A 16,841-nucleotide genomic window follows, 5' to 3' on the forward strand; every position below is an offset into this window, starting at 1 on the left:
TTTTACAGAAATTCGATAAAAATGTAATATTTATCAATGAAAATGTAATGATATGTAGATAATTTAAATTATTTTTCCGTTGAAAACTATTAACCCAATCAATATGAGAAGAAATCTATTCTTTATGCTTATGTTTTTAAGCGGGGTGCCTCAATTTCAGGCCGCCCATCACAAGGAAAATACTTTAACCAAAAAAATGTTCACGGTTCCTGCCAATGTAACGGTTTCTAATATTAACCTCACTTCAGCTGATGTTACGTGGGATGCTGTACCGGGAGCTAATGGCTATACGGTAAGATTCAGACCGGTAAGTGGCGGAGCTTGGGTAGCGGTTGTAGTTTCAGTCGGGACTGCGTGTAATCTTTCGGGATTAGTCCCGTGTAATGGTTATGTTGTCGAGGTGATAGACAATGTTTCAGGAGATACATCTGTTCCTGTGACGTTTTATACCCAGTTGAATTACTGTCAGGCCGGATCTGCAGATTCTGCTATGATGCATTTGTCTAAAGTAATGATGACTCCGTCCACAGGACTTCCACAGATGGTGAGTGCTTCAGGAGCTTCCAACTACACAGATTATCGTCCTGACTTAACCCGTCGCATCCAGCTTGGTATAGGAACCACAAATAATGTCCTGTCAGTAGAACAAAACTGGGCAGGTACACCGGGAACTGTATATGTAAAAGCCTGGATTGATTTCAATTCTAATGGAATTTTTGAATCTAGCGAAATGATGATGTCTGCATCTGTAAACTCTACGGCTCCAAAAACATCTACCTTCAGTGTTCCTCCTTTCGTAACGGTATCCCAATGCGGTACCACCATGCGGGTAATAACCAGCCAAACAGTGCCGACAGGTCCTTGCGGAACATTTACTTACGGTGAAGTGGAAGATTACGGTGTTACTTTTGTGAACCAGACCTTGGCTGTAGATGAAATTTCCAAATCCAAAGAAATCAGCATCTATCCGAATCCAGCTGCAGAGACTTTACATATTTCAGGGATTTCATCAGAAACGGACTATGAGATTTTCTCAGCTTCAGGTCAGAAAGCAGGAAAGGGAAGAACATCTGGGAATACAGTAGATATTCGTCATCTTGCTAAAGGAATTTATTTTATTCAGCTTAAAAATAAGGAAAATACAGCCCGTCTGAAGTTTATCAGGAAATAAGAGCTAAAATGGATGGAAATTTAGATTGAGAGATTAATTTCTCTTAAATTTAAATAATATCTTTGTTGAAAATATTAAAAACTATCTCATGACCAGAAAATTATTTTCATTATTCGTAATGTTTTTGTGTGTTCACTTTTACCAAAGCAGTGTTTTAAGTACCAAAACAGACCATTTAAATTCAGTTAGACCTCCTTCAAATATAAAGGTCACAAACATTTCCTCTACCAGTGCCACAGTTTCATGGGATCCTGTTATTGGGACGGGGCATTTAGTAAAATATAGTATAGTTGGAATACCGGGCTCTGGAGGTTCACAGTATACAACAAGTACAAGTATTGACCTTACAGATTTGCAAAGATGTAAACAGTATCAGGTGACAGTAAGTAATGTGCAGGCCGGCGGAGGTGATTCAAGTCCTGTTTTTTTTGCTACTGCTAATAACTACTGTTTAATTTCGCCTTCGAGTAATCCGGGTTATGTACCCACCTTATATATATCGAATGTAACGGTAAATGCTGTTGGTTTGCCTCCTATGGTTAGTAATTCAGGGAATTCAGCTTTCACAAAATATTTTGAAGATCCCAGCCGTAAAGTAAAACTGGTTTTAGGCAGTACAGGTAATACGATTTCAGTAACGAAAGCCGGGCCAGCTTCTCAGTCTCCCGGATACGTGCGTGTGCTTGTTGATTTTGATGGGGATGGTTCGTTAGGTAGTAATCCTTCTGAGATCATTCTATTTTCAAATGGAAGTACAAATGCAACGGTTACAGGAACTTTTTCGGTACCTTCTCAGAACCCTCAGAAGCCTTGTAAACTTGCAATGAGAATTGTAAGCTCACCCTCTGTCGGTATTGAGACATGTTCATCTAATGGGGAAATTGAAGACTATGAAATTGAACTTATAGATCCCGCAAGCCTTGCTGTAAATGAAACTGCGAAATCCAAAGAAATCAGCATCTATCCGAATCCAGCTGCAGAGACTTTACATATTTCAGGGATTTCATCAGAAACGGACTATGAGATTTTCTCAGCTTCAGGTCAAAAAACAGGAGAAGGCAGAACATCTGAGAATACAGTAGATATTCGCCATCTTGCGAAAGGAATTTACTTTATTCAGCTTAAAAATAAAGAGAATACAACCCGACTGAAATTCATTAAGAAATAAGTAAAAATAAAATAGCGCTGAAAAATCCAGCGCTATTTTTTATAAAGTTAAAAGTTGTAAAATCCACAAAAAGTAAATTCTCAACCTATCATCGTATTATCACATCATCGAATCATTAAATCCTCTCCAACTCATCCGCATTAATGGTCGTCTTGAAAGTGCCATAATTCACGGTCACTTTATTTTTGGAAATTTTCTCAATGGTTCCTACGCTGGTGCTTCCCGGAATTCGGACACGCTGTCCTTCTTTCATCCACACGGCACGGTCGGTTTTGCGTTTTTCTTCCATTTTTTCATTGGTTTCCGCAATTTTTTCAATCACATCTTCCTTTTTAAGCTGTTGGGTGATTTTTCTTTTAACCACCTGAAGACGTTTGGTTTCATCTTTATCAGCGCCAATCTTTCTGAATTTTTCCTGTTCAAGAATCTTCACAAAATCTTTGACTACATCTTTCCTTGACTTTCCTTTCACGTAACTGTCGATGAACGCTTCAATTTTACTTCCGAACTGAAGCTTACGGTGTTCATCTTCATACAGTTTTTGGAAATTAAACAGTTTCTGTTGCAGCTGTTCATTCAGTTTTTGAAGGTTGTCCCGCTTGTCTTCTACAGATTCTTTCCTTTCGGCAAGATCCGTTTTCAGTTTTTCAACTTCAAATTTTTCCTGCTGAAGTTTGACAATTGTTTTATCAAGATTGATAATGTCGTGCTCTACTTTCTTTTTAGCGGCATGAATAATGAATCTCGGGATTCTGTTCTTCTCTGCTACTTCAAAGGTAAATGAACTTCCTGCCTGTCCTACTTCCAGCTTATACATCGGTTCCAGCGTTTCTTCATCGAAAAGCATGGCTGCATTTTCTGCATTCGGAAGCTGTTCGATCACCAGTTTGATATTCGTATAGTGGGTCGTAATAATGGCAAAACTCTTTTTATCATAGAAATACTCCATGAAACTTTCCGCCAACGCACCACCAAGCTCAGGATCAGATCCTGTCCCGAATTCATCAATCAGAAGCAATGTATTGGCATCAGCCTCACGGATAATTCCGGACATTTTCTTAAGCCTTGAAGAATAGGTAGATAAATGGTTTTCAATAGACTGGTTATCACCGATATCCGTCATGACCTTCTCAAAGAAGAACATTTCAGATTTTGGATGCACCGGTACCAGAATTCCACTTTGTATCATCAGCTGAAGCAGTCCGACTGTTTTCAGGGTGATGGATTTTCCTCCTGCATTGGGTCCGGAAATACAGATGATTCTGTTGTGATCTGTTAGTGAAAGGCTCTGCGAGTGAATTATTTTGTTTTCTGCTTTATTTCTTAACCATAAAAGTGGGTGGAAAGCATCTTTCAATTTTAATGTTCGGTGACGGTTGATCTTTGGAAGAATTCCGTTCACCTGTTCTGCAAATTTTGCTTTAGCTCTCGTCAGGTCAAGGTCAAAAATATAAGTCTGGTATTGCCATAGCTGAGGTTGGAATTCTGCCAGTTCAGCAGTGAGTTTTCGGAGTATCTTATCTATTTCCTTTTTCTCTTCCTCTTCACTTTCCTTCAGCTTGAAGTAATGTTTTACCACACTATCCGGCTGCATATAGGTAATAGAACCTGTCTTTGAAATTCCTAAAACCCTTCCGGCCACTCTTTTCTTGAACCCGGATTTTACTGCTAAAACCCTCATGTCTTCAATAATCGTTTCCCGGATATCATCCAGAAATTCGCTTTGTCCGTAATTGAACAGCGCACGGTTGAAATTTTCCTGAATGGCTTTTTTAGCAATCTGGATTTCAGCTCTAAGTTCTTTCAGAACAGGGGAAGCATCACTTTTCACTTCTCCGAATCGGTTAAAGACCTTATCTACTTTATCAATGATTTCTTTTTTAAACTCCAGTACAGAAACATCGCCTATCAAAGTGGGGAACGTTTCAGGCATGGTTGGAAAAAATTTCTGTAGTTTTCCTATCTGTTCAGTTAAAGTTTTTATTTTGATGAAAGCACTGTTTTCCAGACGGTAATTCTCAATCAGCATCACTTTCAGCTCACTTTCGATATCTTCATACTCATCGAATGGAATTGCATTTGAACTTTCAAAACTCGAAAGATATTCCGACGTTTTTTTCAGGGAAAGTTCCGCCTCGTCAATTTCCATGGGACGAAGTTGAAGAATTTTTTCTCTCGTTTTCGGAGAATACGCAAATGGAGAGATCTCCGCGAGCAATTGCGGAAACTCTAATTCGTTTAAATCTTCTTTATTTATATACACAGTGCAAATTTAGTGAGAAAATGTGATTATTATGTATATTTGAGGTATTTACAAAATTTTCACCAGAAATATTCTTAAAATTAGATGGAAAGGATTGATAGGAAAATTTATAATGCAGAAAAATTATTCGCTGTAAATAGTGAAATAATTGACTGGAACTTAGAAAAGCGCCATGGCATGCAGAAGTGGAGAGCACACGATCGGTATGGTTTCATTGAGCTGAATCTTTATGAGTTAGAAAATTATAAGAATGAAATAGATAATGGCTTTTCATCTGATTACTGTTCAAATATTGATTGGAAAGTAGATGAAAATATATTTCCAAAAGAACTTTACCATCTCCATCTTGAAGAAATAAAAAATTATGCTGATTTTATTACCTCTTATATTTCGGCACTCAAAGGGAAGCATTTAGATTTTATTTTTGAAATTACTTTTGCAGGTTTTCACATGATTGACAGTTTCCGGAAAAATACTTATGGAAGAGCTTTAATTGAGGCTGTCATAAGCTGTTTTAATCAGGAAAGCTATAATGCAGGGAAATCTTATAAAGAAAAATACCATTCGTCTGAGGAAATAGAGTATCAAATGTTACATTATAATAAATGATTACAACCGAACGGCTGCTATTAAAAAACATCAACGAAAGCCACGTTGACGATATTTTAAAGATCCGAAGCAATCCGGAGATCAATAAATTTGTAAAGCGGGTTTCTCCAAAATCCAATTATGATGCATTGGAATTTATTTTAAGCATTAAAAGAAGAACTCAAAGCAAGGAAATTATTTTCTTTGGAATCTCTTATAAAGGTCAGAACAATCTTATCGGAACCATTTGTCTCTGGAAATTTTCTGATGACAGGAAAACTGCTGAAATGGGTTATGAACTATTACCCGAATATCACAGGAAAGGAATTATGTCCGAAGCAGTAGATTCAGTTCTACATTTTGGATTTAATGAATTGAATTTACACGAAATTTTAGCTTTCACAAATAAACTCAATGAAGCTTCCCAAAAATTACTGTTGAAACACCATTTTATTTTAGAAGAGGGGAGAACAGATGAAGGTTTTCCTGATAATATTGTTTTTAGCTTACATAAAAAACAATAAACCTGTAGTTCCTGATTATCTCATCATCACATCATCCAATCACCAAATTTGGTCATCCAGTAATTAAAGGATATTTTTGTACTATTAACAGATTTTCATACCAACCTCATGACCTGGACAGAAGTTTTAGCCCCGATAAAAAGCACGCCTTATTTTACAACCCTTTGGGAAAAAGTAAAACAGGAATATGCCACCACCAAAGTATTTCCACCTAAAAATCAAATCTTCAGAGCATTGGAAATTACGCCTTTTGAAGATGTTGAAGTGGTGATTATCGGTCAGGATCCTTATCACAATGACTTTCAGGCCAACGGTTTGTGCTTTTCTGTTTCCGAACAGGTAACAGCGCCACCTTCTCTTAAGAATATTTTCACCGAACTGAAAGATGATGTTGGAGTGGAAAGAACTTCAAAAGAACTGGATGACTGGGGAAAACAGGGCGTTTTATTATTGAATGCTACCTTAACTGTGCGTGCCCATTCTCCGAACTCTCACAAAGATTTAGGCTGGGAAAAATTCACAGATTTTGTCATCAAGGAAATTTCAGATAAAAAAGAAAATGTCGTTTTTGTTTTATGGGGCGCTTTTGCACAAAAAAAAGCCGAACTCATTGATCCGGCCAAGCATTTTATCTTAAAATCGGCGCACCCGTCACCGTTTTCTGTATACAGAGGTTTTTATGGAAGCAAGCCTTTCTCAAAGATCAATGAATACCTGATCTCAAAAGGGGAAAAGCCTATTTCCTGGTAGCATCGGCATTCGCAGACCCTTCCGTCTTTTTGATCGTAAAGGCTACTTTATATTTTCCTTCCAGCGCTTTGACACCACCATCCGATTTTGGAAAAGGGGTGATCTCTTTCATGGAAATCGTATACCCGTTGAATTCCTGAGACATATAATAATTTCTCCCGGCATTATCTGAAGAAGCAAGGAGTAAAACGGTGGGTCTCGTGTAGGTTCCCATCACTTCGATCTGTGCTACGGCAACTCCGGCCCAGATGCAATTAACCCCTTCAGGACAGCGGCTGTCCTCAGAAATACCTTTGAACGTGACATTCATATCGTATTCTTTCAGGAATTTATTTTCTCCCTGATTAAGATAGATGACCCCTTCTTTTGGTACCGAAGATTTCGTCCCACTGGTATTGGCAGCTGAATCCGGTGTCTTCGCCTTCTTTTGGGCATTGCATCCTGCTAAGGTCAGCATTCCCAGACTGAATATAATGGCTTTGTGAAACATAATTTCTTTTTTTATAAAGTTAAAAATACGGGACTGGAAACTTCCATCCTCCCTCTTCCAATCTAAATAACATCAAGCATATCCAAAACTACTACCAAAAACATGGCCACACCTACCACAAGACTGAATCCGGTTCCATAGATGAATCCTATAAATGCCCCTTTGGTCGATTGCAGAGCCTTGTTCATATCCTTGCTGTCATGAAGCAGTTCTCCGATAAATACACCCGCAAACATCCCGATCAGAAAGCCTAAAGGAATTGGAATGAAGATTCCAACAATCGTTCCGACGATGGATCCGATGCTTCCCCAACGCGTTCCTCCGTATTTCCTGTTTGTTTTTGCGGGAATTACATAGTTCAGGACTGCAGAGGCCGCAGTCAGAATTCCGAATGCCCAGATATAAATCATAGGAAGATCCGCATCGGTCCCGAATTTATAAATTAAAAGTCCGCAGATGCTTAATAAAAGCCCCGGAAGGACAGGAAGGAAGGTTCCCAGTATTCCCAGAAACAGTAAAATAAGGCAGAGAATATTAATCAGCGTTGTATCCATTCTTTAAAATTATCAATGCAAGATAGGAAAAAAGAAGATTTACAGAGGCCTTTTGAATATTTGGGATGAAAATTGATTGTCAATAGTAACATCATCATTCTTAATTTTATAAATTTGCTGTAATGAAAGACGAGATACAGGACACTAAAAGTTTTTTACAGGAAATAAGCGATCAGCTTTACATCTATATCAGTCAGGTAACACCCGGCGGAATGGATTGGATTGTTCATATTATTGTCAAGCTGGCACTGCTTTGCGCCGTGTTTTTAGTGGTGGATTTTGTTTTTAAATTTGCCATTAATTTTGTCTTCAGATTTTTCAGAAATGATGAGAAATATCCAATTATCCGGTCTATTTATCAGTCTAAGATCTCCAATTCTGTCGCTCATTTTGCTGCCCTTCTGGTAGTAGGAGGAATACATCCTTCCATTTTTCCGGCAACGGCACTGCCTAAAACCAATATTTTCATCAACAGATCCATCAATTTAGGTTTGGTCCTTATTCTTGCAGGAATGTTATACAGGTCATTAACTGGTTTCAGGTATTATTTCACCATAAAACAGGACTTCTACAAGATCATGGCACTGAATGCAATTTCAGAAACCGTAAAGATCCTCGGGATTTTTATCTTTTCTGTAGTGGGACTCTGTGTGATATTCGGGATCAAAGGAACCACGATTGTCGGGAGTTTAGGAGCCATTACTGCGGTGCTGGTGCTTGTTTTCAGAGATACTATTTTGGGGTTTGTCACCGGGATACACGTGGCAACCTCTAAAAATCTAAAGGTAGGAGACTGGGTAAGTATTCCAAAATACAGCATTGAAGGAAATATTACCGATATCAGCCTTCTGACTACAAAGATCACCAATTTTGATAAAACCGTTTCCACAATTCCTACCTATGATTTACTGACCACGGAGATCAAAAACCTTCAGGTCATGTCTGAATCCAATACCAGAAGAATTAAAAAATCAGTGTATTTTAATATCAATTCTTTTAAATTTTTAAATGAAGAAGATATCGAACGGTTAAAAGATATCAACCTGATCTCAGAGTATCTGGAAGAGAAAACACTGGAGATTGAAAAAGAAAAACAAAATCTGGAACATAACGATAAAACCATCAACGGAAGACAGTTGACCAATATCGGGGTTTTCAGATATTATGCTCAGAAATATATTGAAAACGATCCTGATATTGATCAGGAGGGAGTCAGAATGGTTCGTCAGCTCGATATTACCCCGCAGGGACTTCCCCTTGAAGTATACTGTTTCGCGAATGATTCCAAATGGGATCATTTTGAACAGATTCAGGCTGATATTTTTGACCACTTGTTGGTGGCATCCAAAGAATTTGATCTGCAGGTAATGCAGGTAAGTATTAAAGTGTAGAATAGAGAAGTTAGAAGCTAGAATTTAGAAGTTAGTGTGATTCGACCGCTTATTCTGATCTGGATTTAGAGATATAGAAGTAGATTTAAAAACTAATTTCTAACCTCTACTATCTAATTTCTCAAAAAAATAACATCTAAATAAGAAATGACAAAACTAAGCGTAAACATTAATAAAATTGCGACATTAAGAAATGCCAGAGGAGGCGAAACGCCAAGTGTAACGGAGGCAGCAGTGAAGATCCAGGAATTTGGAGGACAGGGAATCACCATCCATCCAAGACCTGATGAGAGACACATCACAAGGAAAGATGTCTACGATCTGAAACCATTGGTGACCACTGAATTCAACATTGAAGGAAATCCGCACCGCTCTTTTATTGATATGGTTCTGGAAGTAAAACCGGAGCAGGTAACGCTGGTTCCTGATGCAGACGACGCTATTACATCCAATGCGGGATGGGATACCAAAAAGCACTTAGATTTTCTGACAGAAATTATCGCAGAATTTAAAAACGCAGGAATCCGTACCTCTATTTTCCTTGATCCCTTGCCGGAACTGGTAGAACATGCTGCAAAAACCGGAGCTGACAGAATAGAGCTATATACCGAAGCCTACGCTAAAAACTACCTTACGAATAAAGAACAGGCCATAAAACCTTATTATGATACCGCCGTTGCTGCTACAGAATTCGGATTGGGTATCAATGCAGGACACGATCTGAGCCTTGAAAATTTAAAATATTTTGCAGACCATATCCCGAATCTTCTTGAAGTATCCATCGGTCATGCTTTGGTTTCTGAAGCACTGTATATGGGACTTGAAAATACGGTTCAGGCATATCTGAAACGTTTGGCAAAATGGTAAAAAAGAAGTTAGAAATTAGAGGCTAGAAGTTAGTGCCAAAGACGCATTTTAAATATTCAACCTTTAATTTCCAGTTTCTAACTTCTAATATCTAAAATAAAAAAAATGGACATCTTAAACTCAAAAATATTTGGCGAAAATCTTACGGTTACGCCGCTGCTTGTATTTCACGGACTGTTTGGAATGCTGGACAACTGGGGAAGTTTTGGAAAAGACCTGGGTGAATACCTTCCCGTACACTTAATTGACCTTAGAAACCACGGACGAAGCTTTCATTCCGAAAGTATGTCACATGATGATCTGGCGGACGATATTGCCCGTTATATGGATCATTACGGTTTTCAGAAAGCTCATGTATTAGGGCATTCTTTAGGTGGAAAGGCTGTGATGCAGTTTGCTTTGAAATATCAGGAAAGAGTAGATAAACTAATCGTAGTAGATATTTCTCCAAAGGCTTATCCTCCGCATCATCAGGGAATCATCAAGGCTCTTGAAACAGTAGATTTTAATACTGTAGGTTCAAGAGGTGAGGTAGAAACGGTGTTGAGTCAGTATATTCCAGAGAAATCTACGATACAGTTTTTAGCCAAGAACCTCTATTGGGATGACAGCAAAAAACTGAACTGGAGGTTTAATCTTAAAACTTTATCTGAAAAATATAACGAATTTGTTTCGAATGCCGTAAAATTTGGTGTTTTCGAAGGTGATTCTTTATTCATTGCAGGAGAAAAATCAAATTATATCCTTCCACAGGATGAATACGGGATTAAGCAGCAGTTTCCAAAAGCGAAAATAGTAACAGTGAAAAATGCCGGGCACTGGGTTCAGGCTGAAAATCCGGTTGATTTTGCAAATGTTGTTAAGGAATTTCTTGATTTACATTAATTAAATTCCGTCTATTCAATTATTTAGTTAAAATTTTCTTAAAATAAGATAATATTTCCCCACGTATTGAAATTTTTGTACTTTAGTTTTACAAAAAAACTAAATATATTAACTTATGGAAAAGAAAAACTCAAAAAAACCTTTCTTTGCTTCATTTCTAGAGAAACAAATTAATGATCCTGAAAAAATCCAGGGAGGTGGAATTACTGCACCTACTGTTGACATGATTACGGTACCTACAAGAGATGTCATTACATCTCAACTTCTGGACAATGTTACATCATCTGTAAGAGATCAGATTGTAACGATGAAATACCCTTCTGACAGTGATGAAGGTGGAGAATTGGAAAACTTGTAATCAAACATTACAACGAAATATTTTTTTTAACTAAAACTCAATGACCATGCAAGACGAAAACTCAAAAAAGAAGCCTTTTTTTGCTTCATTCCTTGAAAAACAAATCAAAGATCCGGAAACCATCCAAGGAGGTGGAATTATTACAAACACGGATAACGACATCATTACAATACCTTCAAGAGACAATGTTACAGCACAGATTTTTGATCATGTAACAACGCCGAACAAAGATCTTTTGGTTACTATGAAGTATCCTTCAGACGGTGATGAAGATCTTGTTTAAATTTCGATACACAAGAAATTACAAGCATATTTTAACCCAAACTAAATTATTATGAAAGACAAAAATTCAAAAAAGAAGCCGTTTTTTGCGTCATTCTTAGAAAAACAATTGAAAGATCCTGAAACAGTAAAAGGAGGTGGTATCATCACCATTCCGGAAAGAGATGTGATCACGAAGCCGGTTGTAGATAACGTAACTTCTCCTCAGGACGATCTTATGGTTACTATGAAATATCCATCTGACGGAGATGATGATTCTCCAACAATTCCATTAGATTAAGACGTAAAATATTAATCGTATTAATACAATCATATCAAAGGAAACTTACCATTAAGTTTCCTTTTTTAATAAAAAGCGGCACATGATTCTCTGCATCACCCACTCAAAGGATTTTTACAATATCGATATCTTTTTTGAATATCTTACTTCCAAAAAAATTCCATGGTTCAGACTGAATTCTGACCGGATGAATCATTTCCAGAAGATCAGTGTGAACGAAAATTCATTTGAACTCACGGATGAGTCCGGAAATACCATACATTCCAAAGATATTCAAGCTGTATGGCACAGAAAAGCCTGGGGAATAAGCACTCCCGAAGAACTGGATGAAGACTACCGAAAAATATTCCTGAGCGGATACGCAAACCTTCGCTATAACCTGATCACTGTTCTGGAAAATATTCCATGGATCAATCCTTATGAAAATGAAAGAAAGATCGATGGAAATAAAATGCTTCAGCTAAAACTGGCCAAAGAAAGTGGTCTTACCATTCCTGAAACCATTTTTTCCAACGATGAAGAAAAGATTACGTCCTTTTTTCATGAATTCTGCGGCGGAAAAGCAGTTGCCAAACTTCACAGCCTGACTGCAAAGACCATGAACGGAGAAAATCTGATCTCAACCATGATCATTGAAGAAGATACGCTTGAGAATATTTCAGACATCACCTATTGTCCGATGATCTTCCAGCCTTATATAGACAAAGCTTATGAATTGAGAATTGTCTACCTGGCAGGAGATTTCTTTACCGGAAAGATCAATAACAGCGAGAATGTAGACTGGAGACTGGCTAATGAAAATTATACCTGGTCAGCCTATGAACTTCCTGAACATATAAAGTCAGGTCTTACGTCTATGATGAAAGAAATGGGACTTTATATCGGAGCTATTGACATGATCAGAGGAAAAGACGGGGAATATTATTTCCTGGAAGTAAATCCGCAGGGAGAATGGGGAATGCTGCAGAACGAGCTGGGTTTTCCCATTGCAGAAAAAATTGCCGACAACCTTATAAAAAGAATCAATACCCATGAATAAAATACTAATCATTACGCATACTGCAGATAATTTTTCAATTGAAAAAGTAACGGAATACATAGAAAAAAACGGTTGTGAAGTCGTACGTTTCGATGTAGACCTGTATCCTATAGAAAACAAACTCTCCACCATTTTTCAGGATGGGGAATGGGTAAGTATCCTTGAAACCAAAGATAAAAAGTACCGTCTGGATGATATTGCAGCTATTTGGTACAGAAGAGCTTATAACATCGGAAACGGCTTAAAAGAAGAGTTAGATAAAAAATTCTACGGAGCAGCTATGGGCGAGATCCGCAATACGCTTTTCGGATTTATAGAGTCTGTAGATGCTTATGCACTGGGGAAACCGGGTATTTACAGAAGGCTGGACAGCAAGGAAGAACAGTTGAAAATTGCGGTTAAATTAGGACTTAAAATTCCTGAAACCTGCCTGACAAACAATCCTGAAGAAGCCAGACAATTTATTCTTAAGCACAAGAATGTAGTGGCAAAAATGCAGACCGGTTTTGCTATTTATGAAGACGGGGTAGAAAGTGTTGTTTTTACCAACGTGGTAAGTGAGGATAAGCTTGAAGAACTGGATTCACTGGTGTATTGCCCGATGCAGTTTCAGAAAAAGATAGAAAAGAAAAGAGAACTTCGTGTTACCATTGTAGGACAGGACGTTTACGCATTTGAAATAGATTCCCAGCAGTCTGAAGATGCTAAAGTGGATTGGAGAAAAGATGGAGTGAACCTGTTGACCAAATGGGAGAGAACAGAGCTTCCGGCAGATGTTGAAGCAAAACTCCTTGAACTTTTAGATGTGTACAATGTGGATTATGGTGCGATAGACATCATTGTTTCCCCTGAAAACGAATATTATTTCATTGAGATCAATGCAGCAGGTGAATTTTTCTGGTTAGATAATTTAACGGAAGACAATATGATTTCCAAGAGTATCGCAGACGTTCTTTGCGACAAAGCTCCAAGAAGAAACAATTCGGTTATGGCTTAAAAAGTCATCGCTAATTCATACTCAAAGCCCTTTTGTTAATCTGAAGGGCTTTTTTGTCTGTTAAAACGAAAGTTTTTACATCAAATGCTTTCATAATTGACGATTCACTTGCAAAGCAAAATTCACTATTGACACTAAAAAACTAATCTCGCGCAGATCACACAGATTCAACAGATTTTTTATCACTGCAAATCAAATCTTTTATTTACAACTTAAGTGTCAAAAAAAACTTTTGTCCCTTTTGCAGTTAATTTATTGATAAAGTCTTTCAAAATGATAATATTGGTTAAATTAAGCGGAATTCTGCTTTAAAAATCGCAAATTTGCATAAGCAGTTTTTCATAAAATCCTATTGGTAAAATGAAGAATTGCCGGATCGAAAATATTGTCATATTTTAGTCAGCAATCAAGTAAATAATTAATGATTTTTGTAACGGGTGCAACCGGAATCCTGGGAAGGGTGATCGTTTTGGAACTTCTTAAAAAAGGGAAAAGCGTGCGTGCTTCCAAAAGACCGGGCAGCAATTTAAACGATGTAAGGCATTCTTACGGTTTCTATACAGAGAATCCTGATGATCTTTTCAGTAAGATCGAATGGGTAGACGTAGATTTTGATGATCTCGACGCTCTGCAGAATGCATTAAAAGGGGTAGATGAGGTCTATCACTGTGCCGCCAAAGTAAGTTTCCATCCTCATGATGAAAAAGAAATGTACCATACCAATGTGAAGGGTACAGAAAACCTGCTGTTTGCCTGTGAAGGTTCAGAAGTGAAAAAATTTCTGCACGTAAGCACCATTGCGGTTCTGGATATTTTTAATGAAAATGGAGAATTGGACGAAAGTTCAGAATTTAATCCTAAAGAAGAACATTCTGCCTATGCCATTTCAAAGCACCTTGCTGAGATGGAGGTGTGGAGAGCTTCTGCGGAAGGACTGAATACCATCATCGTCAATCCGGGAATGATCATCGGAAGCGGAAACTGGGGACAGAGCAGTGGAGATATTTTCCCTACTTTTGAAAAAAACGGCTTTACATTTTCCGGAGGAACCAGTTATATCGACGTAAGAGATGCAGCTCGGATTTCCATTGATCTGATGGAAAAGAATGCTTTCGGAGAACGTTTTATTCTGATATCAGAAAACAAAAGATATGCAGATCTTGGAAAACAGATCCGCTCACAGCTTGGACTGAAAGAAGCAAAAATCCTTTCGAAATTCCAGTTAAACCTCGGAAGACTGGCCAATATCCTTTTTGGCTGGCTGATTCCGAAGCTGAGAATCATTACGAAATCCAATATTGAATCCATATCATCCCTTAACACCATATCCAATCAGAAGATTAAAAAAGAGATTGATTATCAGTTGATTCCTGTGAAGGAAAGTGTTGATTTTCATCTTAAAAATTATATTAACGACAAAAAGCTGAATTCATGAATCTTGCAGCAGCAATTATCCTAAAAAATGTAGAAAAACATCCGGTGAAATCCGCGATGGGCTTTAAAAAGAAAGATGAGGCGTGGAAAGAACTGAGCTGGAAAAAATTCGGTGAAATTGTTTTTAAAACTGCTAATGCATTAAAAAATGCAGGAATTCAGGAAAATGATAAAGTAGCGATCTACGCAGACAATTCTTCGGAATGGATGATCTTTGATCTGGCCTCAATGGCGATGGGTGCCATCACGGTACCTGTTTATTCAACCAATAATGCAGAACAGGCGGAATATATTATCAATGACTCTTCAGCTAAAGCCATATTGGTAGGCAACCAGGAGCAGTATGATGCCTGTCTGGAAATTCTGCAGAAAGAAGGGAATCCATTGGAAACGATCATTGTTTCTAAAAAATCAATCTGGATCAAAAAAGAATTCAACAGCTTTTATCTTGAAGATTTTATAGCCAAATCATCTTCTAAGCTGGAGATATGTCCTAAAGAAAATGATGATACAGCCACACTGATCTATACGTCCGGAACCACCGGAACACCGAAAGGTGTGATGCTTACTCACGGAAATTTCATCAAAGCTTTCGATTCTCACTTCGAGTTTTTTAAATTCAAAAACTTTGAGGAAGAGCTTTCTCTGGCATTTTTGCCATTGACCCACGTTTTCGAAAGAAGCTGGAGTTTGCTTTGTCTTTATGGCGGGGCAAGGGTATATTTCCTGGAAGATCCGAAGAATATTGCAAAGACGCTGGAAGAGGTGAAACCCACAATGATGTGTGCGGTACCGAGATTTTTCCAGAAAGTATATGCCGGAGTTTTAGAAAAAGCCGAAGAAGGTTCATCACTCAAGAAAAAAATCTTCGATTGGGCGCTGGCAACGGGATGGCAGACTGCAGAGCTAAGAAGAAAAGAACAATCGATTCCTTTTGGATTAAAATTCAAAGAATCGATCGCAGATATGCTTGTTTTCAGCAAGATTAAAGAGAAGATGGGTGGAAGATTGTGGTTCTTACCTTGTGGTGGAGCATCATTATCGCCGGAAGTGACAAAATTCTTCGATTCTGTAGGCATTCACGTAACAGTTGGTTACGGACTGACGGAAACAACAGCTACATTGACGCTTTTCCCATTAACTCATTTTGAACATGGAACCAGCGGAAAACCTTTACCGGGTGTAGAAATCCGTATCGGTGAAAACGACGAGATCCAGGCCAGAGGAAACGGAATAATGAAAGGCTATTACAACAGGCCCGAAGAAACCCAGAAAGTTTTCACGGAAGACGGATGGTTCAAAACAGGAGATGCAGGAAAGTTTGACGATAAAGGAAACCTGATCATCACAGACCGGATCAAGGATCTGATGAAAACCTCCAACGGTAAGTACGTGGCTCCACAGCAGATCGAAAATCTTCTGACCAATAATAACTTTATCCAGCAGATCATGCTGGTAGCAGAAGGAAGACAGTTCGTTTCCGCACTTATTGTTCCGAATTTTGAGTTCTTACAGGATTATATTAAAAAGAACAACATTCCTTTTACCAATTGGGAAACCGCGGTAAAAGAGGACAGCATTATTGCTTTGTATAAAGAGAAAATTAAAGAATTGCAGGTTCATCTGGCAGATTATGAGAAAGTGAAGAAATTCACGCTGATGCCTGCTGAATTTGATGTCAATACCGGCGAAATTACCCCTACATTGAAAGTCAAAAGAAATGTAGTGCTTAAAAAATACGCGGATATTATAGAGAAAATGTATTAGAAATAAGGCTTGACCGACTACTAAAGGAGTTCC

18 protein-coding genes are annotated in these 16,841 nt (G+C 38.0%); 15 read left to right on the top strand and 3 right to left on the bottom strand.

From position 1 onward, the window contains the following. Nucleotides 1-103 precede the first annotated feature (103 nt). On the top strand, nucleotides 104-1,171 hold the full coding sequence (locus tag BUA72_RS04985) for a GEVED domain-containing protein (RefSeq protein ID WP_072922016.1): 1,068 nt from the start codon (nucleotides 104-106) through the stop codon (nucleotides 1,169-1,171). A gap of 88 nt (nucleotides 1,172-1,259) precedes the next feature. Further along, a complete protein-coding gene (locus tag BUA72_RS04990) occupies nucleotides 1,260-2,339 on the top strand; it encodes a fibronectin type III domain-containing protein (protein ID WP_072922017.1) in 1,080 nt (359 codons plus the stop codon). Between the two features lie 115 nt (nucleotides 2,340-2,454). On the opposite strand, the gene BUA72_RS04995 is transcribed toward BUA72_RS04990, so the two are convergent. After that, nucleotides 2,455-4,602, bottom strand: coding sequence for an endonuclease MutS2 (locus BUA72_RS04995; RefSeq protein WP_072922018.1), 2,148 nt, complete (start codon nucleotides 4,600-4,602; stop codon nucleotides 2,455-2,457). Nucleotides 4,603-4,686: 84 nt separating this feature from the next. Between BUA72_RS04995 and BUA72_RS05000 the strand changes: the two genes are divergently transcribed. From BUA72_RS05000 to BUA72_RS05010, 3 genes are all read left to right on the top strand, one after another. After that, nucleotides 4,687-5,211 carry a hypothetical protein gene (locus BUA72_RS05000; protein ID WP_072922019.1) on the top strand — a complete coding sequence of 175 codons (525 nt, stop codon included), beginning with the start codon at nucleotides 4,687-4,689 and terminating at the stop codon, nucleotides 5,209-5,211. Further along, nucleotides 5,208-5,714 carry a GNAT family N-acetyltransferase gene (locus tag BUA72_RS05005; RefSeq protein ID WP_072922020.1) on the top strand — a complete coding sequence of 169 codons (507 nt, stop codon included), beginning with the start codon at nucleotides 5,208-5,210 and terminating at the stop codon, nucleotides 5,712-5,714. The genes BUA72_RS05000 and BUA72_RS05005 overlap by 4 nt, the downstream gene beginning before the upstream one ends. 108 nt (nucleotides 5,715-5,822) lie before the next feature. Further along, nucleotides 5,823-6,464, top strand: a complete 642-nt coding sequence (locus BUA72_RS05010; protein WP_072922021.1) for a uracil-DNA glycosylase — start codon at nucleotides 5,823-5,825, stop codon at nucleotides 6,462-6,464. Here BUA72_RS05010 and BUA72_RS05015 read toward each other — a convergent pair. Together BUA72_RS05015 and BUA72_RS05020 are read right to left on the bottom strand one after the other, a co-directional pair. Next, nucleotides 6,451-6,954 carry a hypothetical protein gene (locus BUA72_RS05015; RefSeq protein ID WP_072922022.1) on the bottom strand — a complete coding sequence of 168 codons (504 nt, stop codon included), beginning with the start codon at nucleotides 6,952-6,954 and terminating at the stop codon, nucleotides 6,451-6,453. The genes BUA72_RS05010 and BUA72_RS05015 overlap by 14 nt on opposite strands. A gap of 62 nt (nucleotides 6,955-7,016) precedes the next feature. Next, a complete protein-coding gene (locus BUA72_RS05020; RefSeq protein ID WP_034728880.1) occupies nucleotides 7,017-7,508 on the bottom strand; it encodes a DUF456 domain-containing protein in 492 nt (163 codons plus the stop codon). A 122-nt stretch (nucleotides 7,509-7,630) separates the two neighbouring features. Between BUA72_RS05020 and BUA72_RS05025 the strand changes: the two genes are divergently transcribed. The 10 genes from BUA72_RS05025 to BUA72_RS05070 all read left to right on the top strand — a co-directional run bounded on the left by BUA72_RS05025 (nucleotide 7,631) and on the right by BUA72_RS05070 (nucleotide 16,808). Beyond that, nucleotides 7,631-8,899 (top strand): mechanosensitive ion channel family protein, encoded by a 1,269-nt coding sequence (locus BUA72_RS05025; protein WP_072922023.1) that lies wholly within the window; start codon nucleotides 7,631-7,633, stop codon nucleotides 8,897-8,899. A gap of 147 nt (nucleotides 8,900-9,046) precedes the next feature. After that, on the top strand, nucleotides 9,047-9,766 hold the full coding sequence (locus tag BUA72_RS05030; protein ID WP_072922024.1) for a pyridoxine 5'-phosphate synthase: 720 nt from the start codon (nucleotides 9,047-9,049) through the stop codon (nucleotides 9,764-9,766). 105 nt (nucleotides 9,767-9,871) lie between these two features. Then, nucleotides 9,872-10,651: an alpha/beta fold hydrolase gene (locus BUA72_RS05035; protein WP_072922025.1), complete on the top strand. Its 780-nt coding sequence runs from the start codon at nucleotides 9,872-9,874 to the stop codon at nucleotides 10,649-10,651. Between the two features lie 115 nt (nucleotides 10,652-10,766). Continuing rightward, nucleotides 10,767-11,009, top strand: a complete 243-nt coding sequence (locus tag BUA72_RS05040; RefSeq protein WP_072922026.1) for a microviridin/marinostatin family tricyclic proteinase inhibitor — start codon at nucleotides 10,767-10,769, stop codon at nucleotides 11,007-11,009. Between the two features lie 46 nt (nucleotides 11,010-11,055). Then, nucleotides 11,056-11,292, top strand: a complete 237-nt coding sequence (locus BUA72_RS05045; protein ID WP_047453968.1) for a microviridin/marinostatin family tricyclic proteinase inhibitor — start codon at nucleotides 11,056-11,058, stop codon at nucleotides 11,290-11,292. A 51-nt stretch (nucleotides 11,293-11,343) separates the two neighbouring features. Further along, on the top strand, nucleotides 11,344-11,571 hold the full coding sequence (locus BUA72_RS05050) for a microviridin/marinostatin family tricyclic proteinase inhibitor (RefSeq protein WP_047453616.1): 228 nt from the start codon (nucleotides 11,344-11,346) through the stop codon (nucleotides 11,569-11,571). Between the two features lie 82 nt (nucleotides 11,572-11,653). Then, the gene (locus BUA72_RS05055; protein ID WP_072922027.1) at nucleotides 11,654-12,610 is read left to right on the top strand and encodes an MvdC/MvdD family ATP grasp protein; all 957 of its coding nucleotides are present in this window, start codon (nucleotides 11,654-11,656) and stop codon (nucleotides 12,608-12,610) included. After that, the gene (locus BUA72_RS05060; RefSeq protein WP_072922028.1) at nucleotides 12,603-13,607 is read left to right on the top strand and encodes an MvdD family ATP-grasp ribosomal peptide maturase; all 1,005 of its coding nucleotides are present in this window, start codon (nucleotides 12,603-12,605) and stop codon (nucleotides 13,605-13,607) included. The genes BUA72_RS05055 and BUA72_RS05060 overlap by 8 nt, the downstream gene beginning before the upstream one ends. A gap of 421 nt (nucleotides 13,608-14,028) precedes the next feature. Further along, on the top strand, nucleotides 14,029-15,042 hold the full coding sequence (locus tag BUA72_RS05065) for an NAD-dependent epimerase/dehydratase family protein (RefSeq protein WP_072922029.1): 1,014 nt from the start codon (nucleotides 14,029-14,031) through the stop codon (nucleotides 15,040-15,042). After that, a complete protein-coding gene (locus tag BUA72_RS05070; protein WP_072922030.1) occupies nucleotides 15,039-16,808 on the top strand; it encodes an AMP-dependent synthetase/ligase in 1,770 nt (589 codons plus the stop codon). Before BUA72_RS05065 ends, BUA72_RS05070 begins: the two co-directional genes overlap by 4 nt. Nucleotides 16,809-16,841 lie beyond the last annotated feature (33 nt).

The sequence above is a fragment of the Chryseobacterium sp. OV279 genome, assembly GCF_900128945.1.
Lineage (GTDB): Bacteria > Bacteroidota > Bacteroidia > Flavobacteriales > Weeksellaceae > Chryseobacterium.

What these genes read in the sequence shown, in the direction of transcription:
- BUA72_RS04985 (WP_072922016.1), top strand. Translation starts at nt 104, where the DNA reads ATGAGAAGAAATCTATTCTTTATGCTTATGTTTTTAAGCGGGGTGCCT.
- BUA72_RS04990 (WP_072922017.1), top strand. Translation starts at nt 1,260, where the DNA reads ATGACCAGAAAATTATTTTCATTATTCGTAATGTTTTTGTGTGTTCAC.
- BUA72_RS05000 (WP_072922019.1), top strand. Translation starts at nt 4,687, where the DNA reads ATGGAAAGGATTGATAGGAAAATTTATAATGCAGAAAAATTATTCGCT.
- BUA72_RS05005 (WP_072922020.1), top strand. Translation starts at nt 5,208, where the DNA reads ATGATTACAACCGAACGGCTGCTATTAAAAAACATCAACGAAAGCCAC.
- BUA72_RS05010 (WP_072922021.1), top strand. Translation starts at nt 5,823, where the DNA reads ATGACCTGGACAGAAGTTTTAGCCCCGATAAAAAGCACGCCTTATTTT.
- BUA72_RS05015 (WP_072922022.1), bottom strand. Translation starts at nt 6,954, where the DNA reads ATGTTTCACAAAGCCATTATATTCAGTCTGGGAATGCTGACCTTAGCA.
- BUA72_RS05020 (WP_034728880.1), bottom strand. Translation starts at nt 7,508, where the DNA reads ATGGATACAACGCTGATTAATATTCTCTGCCTTATTTTACTGTTTCTG.
- BUA72_RS05025 (WP_072922023.1), top strand. Translation starts at nt 7,631, where the DNA reads ATGAAAGACGAGATACAGGACACTAAAAGTTTTTTACAGGAAATAAGC.
- BUA72_RS05030 (WP_072922024.1), top strand. Translation starts at nt 9,047, where the DNA reads ATGACAAAACTAAGCGTAAACATTAATAAAATTGCGACATTAAGAAAT.
- BUA72_RS05035 (WP_072922025.1), top strand. Translation starts at nt 9,872, where the DNA reads ATGGACATCTTAAACTCAAAAATATTTGGCGAAAATCTTACGGTTACG.
- BUA72_RS05040 (WP_072922026.1), top strand. Translation starts at nt 10,767, where the DNA reads ATGGAAAAGAAAAACTCAAAAAAACCTTTCTTTGCTTCATTTCTAGAG.
- BUA72_RS05045 (WP_047453968.1), top strand. Translation starts at nt 11,056, where the DNA reads ATGCAAGACGAAAACTCAAAAAAGAAGCCTTTTTTTGCTTCATTCCTT.
- BUA72_RS05050 (WP_047453616.1), top strand. Translation starts at nt 11,344, where the DNA reads ATGAAAGACAAAAATTCAAAAAAGAAGCCGTTTTTTGCGTCATTCTTA.
- BUA72_RS05055 (WP_072922027.1), top strand. Translation starts at nt 11,654, where the DNA reads ATGATTCTCTGCATCACCCACTCAAAGGATTTTTACAATATCGATATC.
- BUA72_RS05060 (WP_072922028.1), top strand. Translation starts at nt 12,603, where the DNA reads ATGAATAAAATACTAATCATTACGCATACTGCAGATAATTTTTCAATT.
- BUA72_RS05065 (WP_072922029.1), top strand. Translation starts at nt 14,029, where the DNA reads ATGATTTTTGTAACGGGTGCAACCGGAATCCTGGGAAGGGTGATCGTT.
- BUA72_RS05070 (WP_072922030.1), top strand. Translation starts at nt 15,039, where the DNA reads ATGAATCTTGCAGCAGCAATTATCCTAAAAAATGTAGAAAAACATCCG.